Consider the following 16,746-nt stretch of genomic DNA (forward strand, 5'->3'; position numbering starts at 1 on the left):
GCTTTTGCAGATCACGGGTGAAGCGGCTTCCGCGCCGGTCGGGATGATCCTGGGCGCGGGCGACGTCCGCATATGGGGCATGACCGCGCGAGAGCGCCTGCGCCGCACCTTCGTGCGCGCCAAGCTGGGCGTCGTCGAGACGGCGCCGGCGTCCGGCGGCGTGGTTCTGGCGCTAGGCGGCTGGGTCTATGACGAGTCGCTGCTGGCCACCTTGGCCAGGCGGCCGGGATCGGTCCTGATCACGGACGAAGGCCAGGCGGTCGCGGCCCATGTGCCGGCCGAGCGCGTGGCCGAGGCCTCGGCGGCGCTGGAGAGCGGCGCCGACCCCGGCGGCCTGCAGCGCCTTTCGCTGTCGGAACTCTCGTACAACGAGGCGCTCCGCAAACGTGAGCCGCCGGTGCTGGTCCGGCTGACCACCGACAACGTCCGCGCCGTCGAGGCCCGCACCTTCGCGGGCTCTTACAAGGGCGTGACGGACGTCGTCACAAAGTACTGGTGGCCGGTCCCGGCGCGCATCGTCACGCGTTGGTGCGCCCTCGCAGGTTTGAAGCCCAACCATGTGACTTTCATCGGGTTTTTGCTAGTTTTGGCCGCCTTCTGGCTATTCTGGAAGGGCGAGTTCGGCTGGGGTCTGGTCTGCGCCTGGATCATGACCTTCCTCGACACCGTCGACGGCAAGCTGGCCCGCGTGACCTTGACCTCGTCGGCGATCGGCAATGTCTTCGACCATGGCATCGACCTGATCCACCCACCGTTCTGGTGGTGGGCCTGGTATGTGGGCTGCTTCGGTGCCGTGGCGATCACCCCCGACCTCGCGGGCTACGGACTGGCTGTCATCCTCGTCGGCTACGTGGTGCAGCGGGTCTTCGAGGGGATCTTCATGCGCCGCTATGGCTTCCACGTGCATTCGTGGCGGCGGTTCGACAGCTTCTTTCGCCTGATCACCGCGCGGCGGAATCCAAACCTGCTGATCCTGACGCCTGCTTGGTTCCTGGGTGCGCCCCAGATCGGCTTCCATCTGGTGGCGTTATGGACCGCGCTCAGCCTGCTGGTCCATGCCGTGCAACTCGTCCAGGCGCTCGCGACCCCCCGCGACCGCGTCGTCTCCTGGCTCTCGCGGTGACCCGCGCCGGCCTCATCTGGAACGGCAACAGCCACCGCAACCGGGGGCAGGGGCGCGCGCCGCTGCCCGACGACGTCCTCGACATCGTCCCCGAGGAGCCCAGCCACCTGATGGCAGGCTTGCGCCGCCTGGCCGCCGAGGGGGTCGACCTGGTGGTCATCGACGGCGGCGACGGTACGGTGCGTGAGGTGCTCACGCGCCTGCCGGAAGCCTTCCCGGGCGAACTTCCGCGCCTGGCGGTGCTGCCGAATGGCAAGACCAACGCCCTGGCGCTCGACATCGAGACGCCGCTGGGCGCCACGCTGGAGGACATCCTGGCCGCCTGCGGGGCCAAGCCCACCAAGCGCCGCCAGTGCCTGGAGATCGTGCGCGATGGGGTCACCGAGCGGCGGGGGTTCCTGTTCGGCATGGGCGCCTTCGTGCGCGCCACGAAGCTGGCCCAGAAGAACCACGGCAAGGGCTTCATCGACAACGCCGCGGTCGGCGTCACGATGGCTGGAGCCCTGGCCCGCACGGTCCTTGGCGGCGCCGGCGATCGTTGGCGACGGGGCGAGACGGCGCGGCTCTCGATCGGCCCGATCGCCGACGAGCGGCGCTGGTTTCTGGTGATGGCCTCGACGCTCAAGCGGTTCCCGATGGGCTTCAAGCCGTACGGCGAGCCGCGTGAAGGCCTGAAGGTGCTCTCCGTGGAGGCGCCGCCCCGGCGCCTGCTGCGTGCGCTTCCGGTCATCATGGGCGGCGGTGACGCGCCCTGGCTGGAGACGAGCGGCTACCGGCGCGATGACGCCGAGAGCTTCGAACTGGATTACGACGGCGACTTCGTCCTGGACGGCGAGCCCTACAAGGCCGGCGCCCTGACGATCCGGCAGGGGCCGTCGCTGGAGTTCGTGATCCCGTGAGCGGCGAACTCCTCGGGCGCATCGAGGCCGAGCTGGCGTCGCCGGCCCCCGAGGTGGTGGTAGAGCTGGCGCGCGCCCTGGCCGACCCCGCGCGAGATGCAGTGATCCTCTACTACGGCTCGACCCTGCGTACCGGCGACCTCAGCGGCATTCTCGACTTCTATCGCCTGACGTCTCGTCCGCACCGGTCGGGCTTCCAGGGCGCCGTCGAGCGCATCATCTGGCCCGAAGTGAGCTATCACGAGGTCACGGTGGGGGGGCGCCTCCTGCGGGCCAAGGTGGCGACCATGCCGCTTTCGACCTTCCGCAAGGCGGCCGAGGGCCGAACCCTGGACACCACCATCTGGGCCCGTTTCGTCCAGCCGGCGCAACGCGTGTGGAGCGCCGACCCGGCCGCCGGGCGAGCCGCGGCCCAGGCCGTGGCGGCCGCCGTGGCTACGGCCTCGCGGTATGCCGCCGCGCTCGGCCCCGACGTGGGACCGGCCGAGGCGTTCTGGCTGGCCCTGTTCCGCCGCACCTACGCCGCCGAGTTTCGGGTGGAGAGCACCGACCGCGCCGACACGGTGATGGCTTCGGGCGGCGACCGCTATGCGGCGATGCTGCCGATGGCCTGGCGCGAGGCCGGCGTGGCCTTTTCGGAAGAGGACGGGGCGATGCGCCCCGACAGGCGCGGCCTACCCGGCTGGGCTCTCCCCAGCCTCGCCGGCAAGCCGCTGAACGTGGCGCGCATCCTCAAGGCCGCCTTCACCTTCGACGGCGCCGCGCGCTACGCGGCCTACAAGATCGAGCGGCACACGGGGATCGAGATCGCGGTCACGCCCTTCCGCGAACGCCACCCGTTCCTGGCGGCGCCCGGGGCGTGGCTGGAGCTACGTACGCGTCAGGCCGAGGCGCGGCGGGGACGCTGAAGCAGGCCGTATTCGAGGCCGAGGCGCTCGAAGATGTCCAGCACGGTGTCGATCTGCTCGGGCGTGTGGGCCGCGCTGACGCTGGAGCGCAACAGCGACTTGTTCTCGGGCGTGGCCGGCGGGATCGCCAGGTTCAGGTAGACGCCGTTGGCAAGCAGGGCGTTCCACATCATCACGGCCGTGGCCTGATCGGGCATCACGACGGCGGTGATCGGGCTGGCGTGCGGACCGACCGCATAGCCCATGTCGCGCAGGCCGTCGTAGAGGTGGTCGGCGTTCGCCGAAAGCTGGGCGCGCAGGCTGGAGTCTTCCTCCAGACGCTTCAGAGCCGTCAGCGTCGAGGCGATCACGGCCGGCGGCAGCGAGGCGGTGAACATGTAGGGCCGGCTGACGATGCGCAGCAGGTCGAAATTGTCTTCGTTCGAGACCAGGAAGCCGCCCACGGCGCCCAGGCTCTTGGAGAAGGTGCCCACGATGAAGTCGACGTCGTCCTCGACGCCGGCGGCCTCGGCCAGGCCGCGGCCCTTTTCCCCGAGCACGCCCATGGAATGGGCTTCGTCCACCAGCAGGTAGGCGCCCATTTCCTTCTTGATCGCCACCATCTCCTTCAGCGGCGCGACGTCGCCGATCATGGAGTAGATGCCCTCGACCACGATCAGGCTGCCCTTGGCGTGCTCGCCCATGCGGCGCAGGCGCTTGTGCAGGTCTTCGGGGTCGTTGTGGCGGAAGCGAATGACCTCGGCGCCCGACAGCTTGGCCGCGTCATAGATCGACGCATGGCTATCGGCGTCCAGGATCAGGTGGTCGCCGCGACCCACCAGGCCGGAGATGCCGCCCAGGTTGGCCTGATAGCCGGTGGTGAAGACCATCGCGTGCTTGCGGCCGTAGAACTTGGCCAGCGCGGTCTCCAGGGCCGTGTGGCCGCTGAAGGTGCCGTTGGCGAACCGCGATCCGGTGGTGCCCGTACCCCACTCGCGCACGGCGGCGGCGGAGGCTTCGACGCAGGCCTCGTCGAACGTCAGGCCCAGGTAGTTGTTGGTGCCGAGCAGTATGACCTGCTTGCCGTCCAGCATGCCTTCGGTGGGCGAAAGGACGGCGTCGAATCGAACGCTGGATGGATCGGCCCCCGCAGCGCGGATGCCATCCAACGGGGCGCGATAGCCCAGGTGCTTGTCGAGCAGCGACATCCTTAAGCCTTCACCCGCAGCTTGTTGATCAGATCGGAGAGGTCGCCGACCGTTTGGACCGTCGCCAGGCGGTCTAGAGGAATCGATAGATCAAATCGATCCTCAAGCTCCATGACGATGTTCATAAGTGCAAGCGAATCCACCGCGAGGTCGCGGGCGATATCCGTCTCGGGGGTGACCTGGACACTACGGCCCAAAACCGTCTCGGCCGCTCGCGCAACCTCGCGGACGGTCAGATCCGTCGCCAGTTCCACCATTACAGTGAGCCCCCCATCGGCTCGATTCAGTTGCTTGCGCCAGCCGCGTACGTAAGCATGTTGGATCGGTTTTTCCACCGCCGCGTCGAGGGCGGGTCACAAAACCGCATCTAATGTTTCATCCATCCCGCAGTGCGGTACCAGGCGACGGTGGCCGAAAACCCCGCGTCGAGGTCGTATATCACGGGCGGCGGCGCCTCCAGGCGCTCCTGAGGTGAGACCGCCCAATCCGCGTGCAGCAGTTCCCGCGCCTTGGCTGAGGTCAACATGGGGGTCTGGCCCAGAAGCACGGTGAAATCATTCGTGATCCCGATGGTGTGGATCAAAGCTCTCGGAATGGGCGCGAAGCGCGGCGTCCGGTCGCAGGCACGGGCCGCTGCGGCCATCAGCTCCCGCCAGGAATAGCCGTCCGCGCGGGCGTCCGAGAGCACGACGGCGCGGCCAAGCGGCGGGCCTTCGGCAAGCCCGACCGTCTGACGTGCGGCGTCCTCCACATGGATCATCGCCACCCGGCCGTGGGTGCTCAGGATCGGCAAGACCGGGCTGACGTCGGCGGCCTGGAACACCGGCAGCAGCTCGCGGTCGCCGGGTCCGTAGATCGCGCAGGGGCGGGCGATGGTGAGGCGGCCGCTAAGCACTTCGGCCATGGCCCGTTCGCCGGCGTGCTTGCTGGCGCTGTAATGCGAAAGCGTCGGTTCGCGTGCGGTGAGGCTCGAGACCAGGACGATATGGGGCACGCCGCTGGCGCCCTCGGCGACCCGCCGCGCGCCGGCCACGTTGACGAGGTCGAAGGCCGCGCGGTTCTGCGCCTTCACCAGACCTGCACCATGGATGACAACATCGGCGCCGTCGCAAAGGCGGGCCAGGGCGGCCGCGTCGCCGAGGTCGCCGACCACCACCTCGGGCATAGCGTCCCGCCACAGCGGGTCGACGGGGTCGCGGCGCGCCAGCACGCGAACGCGCCAGCCTTTGGCGGCGAGGGCGCGGACGATCTGGCGACCGAGGAAGCCGGTGGCGCCCGTGACCGCCGCGAGCTTGCCCGATCCGCCTCGGCCGGTCAGGCCGGCTCCTCCTGCTTGAACGCGCCGCTGACGAACAGCGCGCGCGCCTTGGAGCGGGAAAGCTTGCCCGACGAGGTCTGGGGCAGGGCGTTGTGACCCACCAGCTCGACCCGTGCCTCAACGCCATGGCGGGCGCGGAGCAGGGCGGCCACGTCCTCGATGAGTGTGCGGCGCACTTCGGGGTCGCTCGACCGCGTCTGCACCAGCACGACCAACTGCTCGCCGGCGTCCTCGTCGATGGAGAAGGCCGCCACGTCGCCACTGCGCAACCGCTCGATCTCGGATTCGGCGGTCCACTCGAGGTCCTGCGGCCAGACGTTGCGGCCGTTCAGCAGGATCAGGTCCTTGGCGCGTCCGGTCGGCGCGATCTGGCCTTCGGCGAGGTAGCCCAGGTCGCCGGTGTCGAGCCAGCCGTCGCGGCCGAGCACGGCCGCCGTGGCCTGGGGATCGCCGTAGTACTCACGCATGAGGCTGGGTCCGCGGACGAAGATCCGGCCCACGCGGCGTTCCGGCAGCACCCTGCCGCCCTCGTCGCGCACTTCCAGCTCGTGGTCCGCGAAGATGGCGCCGCAGCGCACGAAGGCGCGCGAGCGTGGCCCCCCGCCGGCGTTGACCACGCCGTCCCTCTCCATGCGCTCGACGTCGACCGTGTCGAAGATCAGGCCCTGGTTCAGCGGCGACATCGACAGGCCCAGCGTGGCCTCGGCCATGCCGTAGCTCGCGACGAAGGCGGTGGGCCGGAAGCCGGCGGCCTCGTAGCGTTCGGCGAAGGCGGTCAGCGGCCCAGGCCGCACCATGTCGCCCCCGCAACCCGCGATGCGCCAATTGGAGAGATCCAGCCCTTCACGTGTGCCGTCGCCCCGCTTTGCGCAAAGCTCGTAGCCGAAGCTGGGGCTGTAGCTGATCGTCCCGCCGTTCTTCGAGATGAGATCCAGCCACAGCAGCGGGCGACGCACGAAGGCGCCCGTCGGCATCAGGTCGATCGACATCTGCACCGACAGCGGCATCAGCAGGAAGCCGACCAGCCCCATGTCGTGGTAGAGCGGCAGCCACGACACGGCCCGGTCCTGGGCCGTCACGTGCAGTCCGTCGCGGGTGGAGGCCAGGGCGTTGGCCATCAGGGCCGCGTGGGTGCAGAGCACGCCGGTCGGGTTGCGCGTGCTGCCCGACGAGAACTGGACGTAGCAGGGGTCTTCCGCCTTGGGCGCGGGCAGGTCGACCTCGGCCGCCTCCGGAAGGTCGCTGACCTTCATCGCGATTTTCGTGCCGCTGGTTTCGGCGGCGTCGGCCAGCCAGGGCAGCAGGCTCTCGGGGCCGAAGACGGCGGCGGCGCTGGCCGAGGCCAGCATCCGGCCGATCTGTTCGACATAGGCGTCGCGGCCGCCCAGCGGCGCCGGCAGCGGCAGGGGCGCCGGGGTGATCCGGGCGTACTGGCAGGCGAAGAAGGCCGTCACGAAGTCGGCGTCGGTCTCGGCCACCAGGCCCACCCGGTCGCCCGGATTCAAGCCAAGGGCCAGCAGGCGCGAGGCCATGGCGCGGGCGCGGGCGCGCAGCTCGCCGTAGGGGATGGCTTCGACCAGCTCGCCGCGCAGGCCGTAGAGGGTGATTCCGGTCGGACCCTGGGCGGCGAAGTCGAGCGCCTCAGTCAGGGTCGCGAAGCCGCCGATCTGGAACGGGCGGTCCGGAGCGGTAGGGGTAGCAGTCAAACGTCGCCTTTCAGACTTTCAGGATCGGTCGCGGACGTCGCCGCTTTGTGTCGAATCCCGTTTTCTCGAAGGATGAACCACAGCATGCCCAGGGCAAGGGCGCCTGCCGCCGCAGCCAGGCCGGCGCCCGCGCCTATAAGGCCGAACTGCTTTACAAGGAAGGGGAGCATCGCCAGGAAGGCGGCGCTGACCGCGAGCCTGACCCTTACGGCGGCGCCCGGCTTGCCCAGCGAAACCAGCATCGGCTCCAGCGGCAGGGCGAAGACACCGATGACCGCGGCGCCCACCTGCCAGGTCATCACCGCGGCCGCCGGTTCGAACGCCGCGCCCATGACCAGCTTCAAGAGGGCAGGGCCGGCCAGCCAGCTTGCGGCCAGCATGACGAGCGCGACGCCGCCGGCCAGCAGCCCCACGTTCCGCGCCAAGCGCCACATGGCGTGGTGGCGGTCGTCGGCCCGCAGTCGCGCGAGTTCCGGATAGAGGGCCGGGGTCAGCAGTTTGGCGGGCTTGGCGAGCGCATCGGCCACCTGCCGCCCGATCCGCCAGAACGCGGCCTGGGATGGCCCGACCATCGCGCCCACGATCAGGGTCGCCACATGGGTGAAGGCCACGTCGAGGGTGGTCGCCAGATTGGTGTTCCAGGCGAAGCGCCAGGCGCCGGGCATGCCCTCGGTCAGGGGGCCGCGCCAGGCGAAGTCCTTGAGCAATCCGCGCTTGTTGAGTTCGGCCGCGGCCGAGCCGGCCAGGTAGAGCCAGCTGCCCACCGTCGCCACCGCGGCGGCCAGGAGGAAGCCCTCCATGGTCGACCAGAACAGCAGCGCGAAAACGCCCGCGACCAGCCGGATCAGCGAGATCAGACCCGCCTGCCACGCCAGGACGTCGAACCGGTCGAACAGCCGCAGCAGGCCGAGCGGCGTGGCCGAGACCATGAAGGCGATCGAGAACATGTAGAGCGCCGCCGCCGGCGCCTCCTTGGCGCCCCAGCCCAGGACGCCGGCAAAGGCGATGGCGCCCACGACGCCCACGACGATGCCAAGGATCGTGCTGGCCAGGTCCAGCAGGATCGTGAAGCGCAGCACGCGCTGGAACTGCCGCACTTCGCCGTCGGCCAGCGGGCGGGCGCCGAAGTGCAGGATCGTCTGCCACGACTGGAACTTCACAACCTCGCCGAGGAACTGGCCGAACGCTTGGATCAGCACGAACACGCCCAGCTCGGCCGCGCCCAGCGCCCGGCCGGCGATGGCCATGAAGGCGAGACCCAGGACGGCGTTCACCGTGCGCCCGCCCAGCAGGAGGCCCGCGTTGGCGACCACGCGCTTCAGGATCGGCCGCACGCCGGCGATCTGTTCCGCCTGGGAAGCGCTCATGCGCGGTCAAGAACTCCTTGGGCCGTCGCCCGTGGACGGCGCGCTTCAACTACCCCCTAGCACGGCGCCACGCAAAGCTCGGCGCGGCGCTGCCGCGCATGGGGCCGCCTCCATCCACGAACCGCAGCCGTAAATCCGACAGTCCGCTTGGTGGCGGGCGCCGGTCGCGGCATTCTGTCGGCCGGGTGTTGCGGCAACGGGGTGGTGTCGATGCGCAGGGTGATTGCAGGGCTGGCCGCGGCAGGCATGGCGGCGTTCGCACAGCCCGCCAGCGCGGAAATCCGCGCGCTGATCGTAGCGGTGTCGCAGTACACCGCCCCGATCCCGTCGCTAGAGGGCCCGCCGAACGACGCGGCGGCGCTGAAACAGGTGCTGGTGGCCCAGGGCGCCAAGGACATCGTCAGCCTGAACGACGATCAGGCGACCCGGGCGTCGATTCGCAGCCAGCTCGAGGCTCTGGGCAAGCGGTCCAAACCCGGCGACTGGGTGATCTTCTACTATGCCGGCCATGGCTCGCAGGCCAAGTCGCGTGACCCGGGCGAGGCCGACGGCATGGACGAGTTCCTGCCGCTGGGTGGGTTCAAGGTTTCGAAGCCCGACACCAACCAGTTCATCCTGGATGACGACCTGCACGGCTGGCTGGTGAACTTCTTCCCGACCAGCGTGAACGTGCTGCAGATCGCCGATGCCTGTCACAGCGGCACGATGAACCGCAGCTTGGTGGCCGCGACGCCCTTCAAGCGTCGCTCCGCCCTGGACAATCCGATGGCGATCTCGCTGCCGCCGAGCCCGGTCGATCCGATGGCCAAGGCGCCCGCCGGCGACCGGCCGAACCTGGTCTACGTCGGCGCGGCCCAGGACAACCAGTTCGCGCTGGAGGGGCCCCTGCCGCGCGGCGACTCGCCATCCCGAGGCCTTCTCACCTATGCCTTAGAGGGCGCGCTGCAGGATCGCCGGCCGAACGGCCGCCTGACCGCCGACGCGGACGACGACGGACGTCTGTCCCTGGCCGAGCTGGCCTCCAGCCTTGAGAGCCGTACGCGGGAACTGTCGAGCACCCAACAATGGTCCAGCGCCGCGGTCCCGCCCCGCAACGAGCGAAGCGTGATCTTCCAGCCCCTGAAGCCGCCGCCGGCGGACGAGCGCCCGATCGAGGTGAAGCCGGCCGATGACAAGGCCGCCGACCTGCTGGGCGAAAAGGGACCATGGGCCTCGATCCCTCGCGGCACGCCCGATCTCACCTGGAACGCCAAGGAAGGTTGGGTCACCGACAATCGCGGCGACCGGATCGCGGAGAACCTGACCAGCGCCGAACAGCTCTCAGGTGTGATCAACAAGCGCCAGGCGATCAGCCAGCTCGCCGGTTCGGCCAACGAGCGGCAGATCAAGGTGGCGATCGGGCCCAAGCCCCAGGGCAAGCTCTACAAGAACGGCGAGAGCGTCGACCTGGCCGTCACGCACCGGGGCGGCGAGGGCTGGTTGACGGCCTTCAACCTGGCGGGCGACGGCACCGTGCAGATGCTCTACCCGCTGGAGGGCGACGGCGACGGGCGGATGGTGGCCGGTCAGACGCGTGTCGTCATGGCGCGGACGAAGGTCGTCCCGCCGTTCGGCGTCGACAATGTTGTGGCCATCTCCACGCCCACGGAGCCCAAGGTGCTTCGCGCCGCGCTCAAGCGGATCGACGGCAAGCGCGAGGCGATGGTGGCGGCCGGCCTGATCCGCGACGAGCTGGACGCCGCCAAGGGGCAGGCGGCCATGTCCATCGGTGAACTCTACACGGGGCGTTGAGCCGCTATTCCGGCTTGGACACTAGGAGGTCCAGTGCCGTGCGGGCTTGCGCCGAGCAGCCGCCGGACTGAACTTCCAGGATCTCGTCCAGGGTGTTCAAGGTCGAGGGATCCGGGCAGACGCCCGAGCGGCGCGCGCCGAACGTGCGGCCGGTCGGCGCCGGGTCGACCAGCACCTTGAGCGCGGCGAGCCGTGCGTCGTCGGCCTGACCGGCGGCGCGGGGGGCCACGGCCCCGTTGGCGCCGCCCCGCAGCATGCTCACCGCGCCGCTGGCGCTCATGATCGTCAGGCTCTGGCCCGCGCCGAGCGCCACGCGCTGGCCGGCGTTCAGTTCGGATCCGGGTTTGACCGCGGGGTCGGTGGACTTCACCACCACGAAATCACCAGCTTGGGCCGCGCCGGCGACGCCGGCGGCGAGCATGAAGCCCAGGATCGTCTTGCGCATAAACCGCTCCTAGCACCCACCCAACGGCCGGAGTGATCCCGTCTCGCGCGCCTCCGGTCAAGGGAATGCGCCCCTGGGGGGAGCTTTTCCCTCACAGCAACCGCGCGGCGGCCAACCGGGCGACCGCCTGGGCGCGATTTACGGCGCCAAGCTTCCGGCGCGCGTTGTCGACGTGGAAGCGCACGGTCGTCTCGGAAACGCCCAGGATCACCGAGATCTCCCAATCCGACTTGCCCTCCGCCACCCAGGAGAGAGCGTCTTGCTCGCGGTCGGTCAGGCGCACCTCGTCGTCCTCGCCCGGCGGCGTGGCGAAGGTCATCAGCCGCTCGGTGAGGAGCAGGCCGGCCAGCTGCACCGCCAGAGCGTCCTCGGACCCTAGGTCGGGGTCGCGGAAGCCCAGGTGCAGGGAGGCGATGGCCCGGTGGCGGCCGTACGAGGTGGCGCAGACCGCCTCGGCGATCCCGGCCTCGCTCATGGCCTCCCAATAGGTCCCGTAGCGGATGTCCTCCCGCGGCGCGAAGTCCGAGAACCGGTAGCGTGTCAGGCCGCCCCGGATCGCCTCCAGCAGGGGATTGTTCTCGAAACACACGTAGTCGAAGGCCGGGGCGCCCAGACGCCAGGTGTCGGGTGCGATCCGCGAGACGATCCCACCGGCGGCGTAGTGCGCCTCGGAGGTCAGGGTCGTGGCGGGCCGGCGGTAGAGCCGCGTCTGGAGATACGAGGCGCCCAGGCCTTCCACGGCCGCGAAGAAGCCTTCGCTCGCCGCCTCCGGCGTTGGGGCCGAGAGGGCCGCTTCTGCGATCGCGAGCGCGCGTTGCAGCATCGATTTTTCACCCCGCCCCAGGACAGCGCGACCTTAGCAAAATGGGGGCCGAAGCGTCACGGCCCGCGGTCAACCCCTCGATTCCGAGAGGCGCCCGGCGCCCGGCCTTTGGGCGAGGATCGCCTACCGGTAGTGCGAGACGCGGCGCCCCGGCCGTTGTGATTTGAATGGGGTGCATCCATGAAACGACTTCTCGCCGCCGCGGCGATCTCCGCGACCGTGGCGCTCACCGGCGTGTTCTCGGCCGCGCCGGCCCAGGCGTTGTCCTACTACCAGAACTATCTGGTCCAACCGGCCTACGACATCCGCTCGATCGTGCTGCTGCAATACACGGCGGGTGGCGGCGGCTCGACGAACAGCTTCGACGCCTTCGCGCCGTCGACGTTCATCACCGATCCCTTCCTGAAGACCGAAGCGATCACCGACACCTACTTCCTGGGCGTCAGCAACTACGGGCCGGAAGAGAGCGAGCCCACCGACCACCTGGTGCTGGCCCTCGACGACACCTTCGCCGCCGGCCTCCTGGGTTTCGACTTCACCGAGCTGTTCCCGGCCTTCAACGAGGTGGATCTGATCGCGGCCCTCGACCTGCTCGCGTCCCCCGACACGGAGGACAACCTCGACGACAAGGAACTGGCCTTCGACCTGATCGGAAATTTCTCCGACCAGGTGCGGTCCAACGGCGGGACGTTCGGGTCGGTCGACACCTTCAGCCTGGTGGGCTTCTCGACCGCCACGGCGCTGGGAGCGGGCGAGTCCAGCATCACCCCAGTGCCGGAACCGGCCAGCTGGGCGCTGATGATCGCAGGCTTTGGAGGGGCGGGCGCGATGCTGCGCCGTCGCCGCGCAAAGGACGCCTTCGCGGCCGCCTGACCGGGCAGGTCGCGCAGGAACCGTGGCGGGCGGCCACCGTGTCCGATCGCCCGCCACGGTCGTTTTTCCGGGCGTCCGAGAATGCGCCTTGCCAAAGGCGCGCATTTGCGTATTTTCCGCGCCCTCGCCGCCGGGGCTCCCTGAGGTTTGGCGCGAAGGCGGGTGCATAGCTCAGTTGGTAGAGCAGCTGACTCTTAATCAGCGGGTCGTAGGTTCGAATCCTACTGCACCCACCATTTCCTTTCGGAAAATCATGGTGTGACGCGCCGAGATCGATGATCTCGGCGATCGCCGTCGTGGGCCCTGTGTGCCTCCGGACCTGAGTAACTTGCAAAACGATACTGACCGTGCATGCTCATGGAAACATGCAGGCCTGGGAGAGAGAAGCCGTGCGTCCGAGCCCGCCCGAGCGCGTCGCCGACTATCGCCGCAAGGGGTGGTGGCGGGGCGAGACGGTCGACGCCCTGTTCCGCGCGGCGGTTGCGGCGCGCGCCGGCGAGCCGGCCCTCGCCGACGCGCCGAACCGCGAGGCGCTGGTGGGTTCCGCGCCCCAGCGGCTGACCTGGGCCGAGACCGAGGCGCGGGTGGACGCCCTGGCCCATGTCCTTGCCGGCCTGGGCGTGGGCCGCGGCGACGTGGTCGCGACCCAGCTGCCGAACCTGGTCGAGGGGGTGTTGGCGTTGCTGGCGTGCGCGCGAATGGGGGCGATCCTGAGCCCGATCGCCATGGCCTATCGCGGCCACGAACTGCGCCAGATCCTGCCGGTGATCCTGCCCAAGGCCTATCTCACGGTGGGCGTCTTCCACGGTTGCGACCACGCGGCCCTGCTGGCGGATCTGAAGCGGGACGGCGTCACCTCGGCCGAGGTCGTCACGCTGGGTGAGATCGCGCCCGAAGGCGTCCACACCCTTGCGGACCTGACGGCCCAGGCGCCCGCCGCGCCCTATCCAACGCCCTCGGACCTCGACGCCGCCGAGGCGCTGACCATCTGCTGGACCTCGGGCACCGAAGCCATGCCCAAGGGCGTGCCGCGGCACCACGACCACTGGGTGGTCAACGGCGACGCCCTGGTGGAGGCCGCGGGCCTCGAGCCCGGCGACACGATCCTGAACCCGTTCCCGCTGATCAACATCGCGGCCATCGGCGGCATGCTGATGACTTGGCTGGTCTGCCAGGGCCGACTGGTCCAGCACCATCCGTTCGACCTGCCGATCTTCCTCCGCCAGATGCAGGAGGAGGGAGTCGTTTATACCGTCGCCCCGCCGGCGGTGCTGAACATGCTGCTCCAGAACGAGGCGCTGCTAGCCCAGGCCGACCTGTCCAAGCTGCGCTGCCTGGGGTCGGGCTCGGCGCCGCTGTCGCCCTGGATGGTCACCGGCTGGCAGGAGCGGCACGGCGTGACGGTGATGAATGTCTTCGGCTCGAACGAGGGCGCCTCGCTGTTCTCGACTGGCGAAGCGATCCCGGACCCCGACCATCGCGCCCGGTTCTTCCCGCGCTTCGGCGCAGAGGGGGTTCGCTGGCCGGCGGAGTTCCCGGCGAAGATCCGCACGCGGCTGGTCGATCTGGAGACCGGCAAGGATATCACCGTCCCCAATGTCGAGGGCGAGCTCCGCATCTCGGGCGCCATGACCTTCGACGGCTACTACAAGGCGCCCGAGCTGACGAAGGCGGCCTTCGACGATCAGGGCTTCTTCCGCACGGGCGACCTGTTCGAGATCGCGCCCGAGGGCGGCGGGCGGTTCTACCGCTTCGTGGGGCGCTGCAAGGAGATCATCATCCGGGGCGGCCAGAACATCTCGCCGGCCGAGCTGGACGTCTTGATCGAGGGCCATCCCAAGGTGCGCGAGGGCGCCTGCGCCGCTTATCCCGACGAGCGGCTGGGCGAGCGGGTCTGTGCGTTCGTGGCGCTGAAGCCCGGCGAGAGCCTGACGCTGGACGAGCTGAATGCCCATCTCAAGGACCACGATATCGCCACCTACAAGCTGCCCGAACGCCTGCAGGTGGTCGACGCCTTGCCCCGCAACGCGCTTAACAAGGTGCTGCGCCGTGAACTTGGGCAGCGGCTGCCGGCCTGATCGCCTGGAACGTGCGATCGCTTGCGCCGTCAGGGTGGCTTGCATACTGGTACTTCGACCACGACGTTTCGTGACGAAAGCCTTGGAAGAGCACGCCTAATCGATGTCCTCGCCGAAGTTCATCCGCACCTGTTCGATCTGGCGGGCGCTCGAGGTGGTGGGCGACACCTCGGTGCTGTTGATCCTGGAGGCCAGCTGGATCGGGGCGCGGCGCTTCGACGACTTCCGGATCCGGACCGGCCTCCTGCAAACCCGGCTGAGCGATAAGCTGAAGAAGCTGGTGGCGGCCGGCGTGCTGGAGAAGAAGCTCTACAGCGAGGCCCCGCCGCGGTTCGAGTATCATATGACCGCCAAGGGCAGGGACCTCTACTGGCCGGCCCTGATGATGCTGCGGTGGGAGCGGCGGTGGAGCTCGCCCGAGGGCAAGCTGCGCCTCACCCTTCGTCACAAGACCTGCGGCCATGCGTTCGAGCCGGTTCCCACCTGCCTGAAATGCGGCGACGAAATCAGCGCCCGCGACGTGGACTGGGCCGAGGGGCCGGGGGTGGGCTGGATGGCCGCCCGCTACAGCCGCCGCCGCCAGCAGCGCCACGCCGCCACCAACGCCCAGGGCCTGATGGTGGACGTGGCCCAGATCACCGGCGACCGTTGGGCCAGCCTGGCGCTGCGCTCGATCTTCACCGGCCTGCGCCGCTTCGACGAGATCCAGCGCGACACGGCCATGGCGACCAATATCCTGTCCGAACGGCTGTCGTGGCTGACGGCCCAGGGCGTGATCCGCAGCCATGACCTGGGCGCCCGCCGCTTCGAGTACCGGCTGACCGAGAAGGGGATCGACTACTACCCGGTCCTGCTGATGCTGCTGCGCTGGGGCGACAAGTACTACGTGTCTCCCGAGGGCCCGCCGCTGCTGCTGCGCCACAAGGCGGACGGTCACGACCTGGAGCCCGCCGTCACCTGTTCCTGCTGCGGCCAGCCGGTCGAGCCGCACGCGGTCGGCTTCGAGGTGCAGGAGGCGGAGCCACCTCGCGAACTGGCGCCGGCCTGAAGTCACTTTCATAACGATACTGTATGCGCTAAGCCTGCCGTGTAGGGAGGCGTCCGCATGACCTATCGCGTGATCCAATGGGCCACCGGGGCCATGGGCAAGTCGTGCCTGCGCGCGGTGATCGATCATCCCGCGACCGATCTGGTCGGCCTTTATGTCTATGGGGACGACAAGGCCGGGCGCGACGCCGGCGACATCGCCCGCCGCGCGCCGACCGGCGTGATCGCAACCCGCGACATTGACGAAATCCTGGCGCTGGACGCCGATGTTGTCATCCATTGCGCGCGTCTGGCGCCGCCTTACGGCTCGCACGACGCCGAAATCCTGAGGCTGCTGGCGTCGGGGAAAGACGTCATCAGTATCAATGGCTACAGTCGGGCATCTCATTGGACGGGTGAGCGGCGCGACGCGCTGGAGGCCGCCTGCCGAGCCGGTGGGAGCAGTCTCATGGCCGCGGGCCTCAACCCCGGATTCGCGGGCGAGCAGATCGCTGTCGTCGCGACCGGCGTCTGCCAGGCGCTGGATCACGTCGAGGTGGTCGAAAGTGTCGACTGCCGCGCCGTGCGCAATCCCGACTACGTCTTCCGCATCCTTGGTTTCGGGTCCGACCCGGCGACCGTTGACGCCAACAATCCCTCCTGGGGCCCCGCAAGCTCGCTGAACGGAATGTACGAAGAGGTGCTCGCGGCCATGGCCGAGCACCTGGGGCTCGTGCTGGACCGCGTGGAGACCGATCACCGGGTATTCGGAGCCACCGAGGAACTGGGCGTCGCGGCTGGTGTCATCCGCGAGGGTGGCATCAGCCACGTGAACTGGCGCTGGAACGGAATGGTGGCAGGCCAGCCGAAGCTGACCATGTCGATCCACTGGTGGATGGAGGAGGCGCATCTGGACGAGCCCGATCCTCCGCTCTGGCGCATCAGAGTCACGGGTCACCCCGGCGTCCGCATCAGTGTCGATTTGGAGAAGCGGGCAGGGGACGAGACGCCGACCTCGGCCGAGCAGATCGGAGTCGCCGGCGCGGTGCTGAATGCTATTCCGCGCGTGATCGCCGCTCCGCCGGGACTCGTCACGCGTCCGCTCGCGACGCCGTTCCGGGGCGAGCTCGCGGACGCTTGATGGCGTTTCGCGGCTCAAGTTACTTGCATAACGATACGGGGTGTGGATGATCGCTTTCAGG

The 16,746-nt window shown here is 69.1% G+C and carries 15 protein-coding genes and 1 tRNA gene; 9 read left to right on the plus strand and 7 right to left on the minus strand.

Annotation, left to right across the window (positions count from 1 at the left end):
* The first annotated feature begins 4 nt into the window (after positions 1-4).
* From ACODSY_RS13680 to ACODSY_RS13690, 3 genes are read left to right on the plus strand one after another with little or no spacing between them, the layout of a single operon-like run.
* Positions 5-1,123 carry a CDP-alcohol phosphatidyltransferase family protein gene (locus ACODSY_RS13680; protein ID WP_488952309.1) on the plus strand — a complete coding sequence of 373 codons (1,119 nt, stop codon included), beginning with the start codon at positions 5-7 and terminating at the stop codon, positions 1,121-1,123.
* Positions 1,120-2,022, plus strand: coding sequence for a diacylglycerol/lipid kinase family protein (locus tag ACODSY_RS13685; protein ID WP_488952310.1), 903 nt, complete (start codon positions 1,120-1,122; stop codon positions 2,020-2,022). Before ACODSY_RS13680 ends, ACODSY_RS13685 begins: the two co-directional genes overlap by 4 nt.
* Complete coding sequence (locus tag ACODSY_RS13690; protein WP_488952311.1) at positions 2,019-2,930, plus strand: hypothetical protein; 912 nt, start codon at positions 2,019-2,021, stop codon at positions 2,928-2,930. The genes ACODSY_RS13685 and ACODSY_RS13690 overlap by 4 nt, the downstream gene beginning before the upstream one ends.
* On the opposite strand, the gene spt is transcribed toward ACODSY_RS13690, so the two are convergent.
* From spt to ACODSY_RS13715, 5 genes are all read right to left on the minus strand, one after another.
* The gene (gene spt, locus ACODSY_RS13695; RefSeq protein WP_488952312.1) at positions 2,903-4,117 is read right to left on the minus strand and encodes a serine palmitoyltransferase; all 1,215 of its coding nucleotides are present in this window, start codon (positions 4,115-4,117) and stop codon (positions 2,903-2,905) included. The genes ACODSY_RS13690 and spt overlap by 28 nt on opposite strands.
* A 2-nt stretch (positions 4,118-4,119) precedes the next feature.
* Positions 4,120-4,371 (minus strand): acyl carrier protein, encoded by a 252-nt coding sequence (locus ACODSY_RS13700; RefSeq protein WP_296598561.1) that lies wholly within the window; start codon positions 4,369-4,371, stop codon positions 4,120-4,122.
* Positions 4,372-4,484: 113 nt separating this feature from the next.
* On the minus strand, positions 4,485-5,435 hold the full coding sequence (locus ACODSY_RS13705) for an NAD-dependent epimerase/dehydratase family protein (RefSeq protein ID WP_488952494.1): 951 nt from the start codon (positions 5,433-5,435) through the stop codon (positions 4,485-4,487).
* A complete protein-coding gene (locus ACODSY_RS13710) occupies positions 5,432-7,141 on the minus strand; it encodes a fatty acyl-AMP ligase (RefSeq protein ID WP_488952313.1) in 1,710 nt (569 codons plus the stop codon). The genes ACODSY_RS13705 and ACODSY_RS13710 overlap by 4 nt, the downstream gene beginning before the upstream one ends.
* Entirely contained in the window at positions 7,138-8,508 is a 1,371-nt protein-coding gene (locus tag ACODSY_RS13715) for a lipopolysaccharide biosynthesis protein (RefSeq protein ID WP_488952314.1), read from the minus strand. Before ACODSY_RS13715 ends, ACODSY_RS13710 begins: the two co-directional genes overlap by 4 nt.
* A gap of 210 nt (positions 8,509-8,718) precedes the next feature.
* Between ACODSY_RS13715 and ACODSY_RS13720 the strand changes: the two genes are divergently transcribed.
* The gene (locus ACODSY_RS13720; protein ID WP_488952315.1) at positions 8,719-10,299 is read left to right on the plus strand and encodes a caspase family protein; all 1,581 of its coding nucleotides are present in this window, start codon (positions 8,719-8,721) and stop codon (positions 10,297-10,299) included.
* A gap of 4 nt (positions 10,300-10,303) precedes the next feature.
* On the opposite strand, the gene ACODSY_RS13725 is transcribed toward ACODSY_RS13720, so the two are convergent.
* Positions 10,304-10,744: a hypothetical protein gene (locus ACODSY_RS13725; protein ID WP_488952316.1), complete on the minus strand. Its 441-nt coding sequence runs from the start codon at positions 10,742-10,744 to the stop codon at positions 10,304-10,306.
* A gap of 91 nt (positions 10,745-10,835) precedes the next feature.
* Positions 10,836-11,567, minus strand: coding sequence for a helix-turn-helix transcriptional regulator (locus tag ACODSY_RS13730; RefSeq protein ID WP_488952317.1), 732 nt, complete (start codon positions 11,565-11,567; stop codon positions 10,836-10,838).
* Positions 11,568-11,747: 180 nt separating this feature from the next.
* On the opposite strand from ACODSY_RS13730, the gene ACODSY_RS13735 reads away from it, so the two are divergent.
* The 5 genes from ACODSY_RS13735 to ACODSY_RS13755 all read left to right on the plus strand — a co-directional run bounded on the left by ACODSY_RS13735 (position 11,748) and on the right by ACODSY_RS13755 (position 16,685).
* The gene (locus ACODSY_RS13735) at positions 11,748-12,440 is read left to right on the plus strand and encodes a PEPxxWA-CTERM sorting domain-containing protein (protein ID WP_488952318.1); all 693 of its coding nucleotides are present in this window, start codon (positions 11,748-11,750) and stop codon (positions 12,438-12,440) included.
* Positions 12,441-12,600: 160 nt separating this feature from the next.
* Positions 12,601-12,676: transfer RNA gene (locus ACODSY_RS13740), tRNA-Lys, on the plus strand.
* A 153-nt stretch (positions 12,677-12,829) separates the two neighbouring features.
* On the plus strand, positions 12,830-14,518 hold the full coding sequence (locus ACODSY_RS13745) for a class I adenylate-forming enzyme family protein (RefSeq protein ID WP_488952319.1): 1,689 nt from the start codon (positions 12,830-12,832) through the stop codon (positions 14,516-14,518).
* Positions 14,519-14,621: 103 nt separating this feature from the next.
* Positions 14,622-15,566 carry a winged helix-turn-helix transcriptional regulator gene (locus ACODSY_RS13750; RefSeq protein WP_488952320.1) on the plus strand — a complete coding sequence of 315 codons (945 nt, stop codon included), beginning with the start codon at positions 14,622-14,624 and terminating at the stop codon, positions 15,564-15,566.
* Positions 15,567-15,623: 57 nt separating this feature from the next.
* The gene (locus ACODSY_RS13755) at positions 15,624-16,685 is read left to right on the plus strand and encodes an NAD(P)H-dependent amine dehydrogenase family protein (protein WP_488952321.1); all 1,062 of its coding nucleotides are present in this window, start codon (positions 15,624-15,626) and stop codon (positions 16,683-16,685) included.
* Positions 16,686-16,746 lie beyond the last annotated feature (61 nt).

Source organism: Phenylobacterium sp. FG114, from assembly GCF_057809855.1.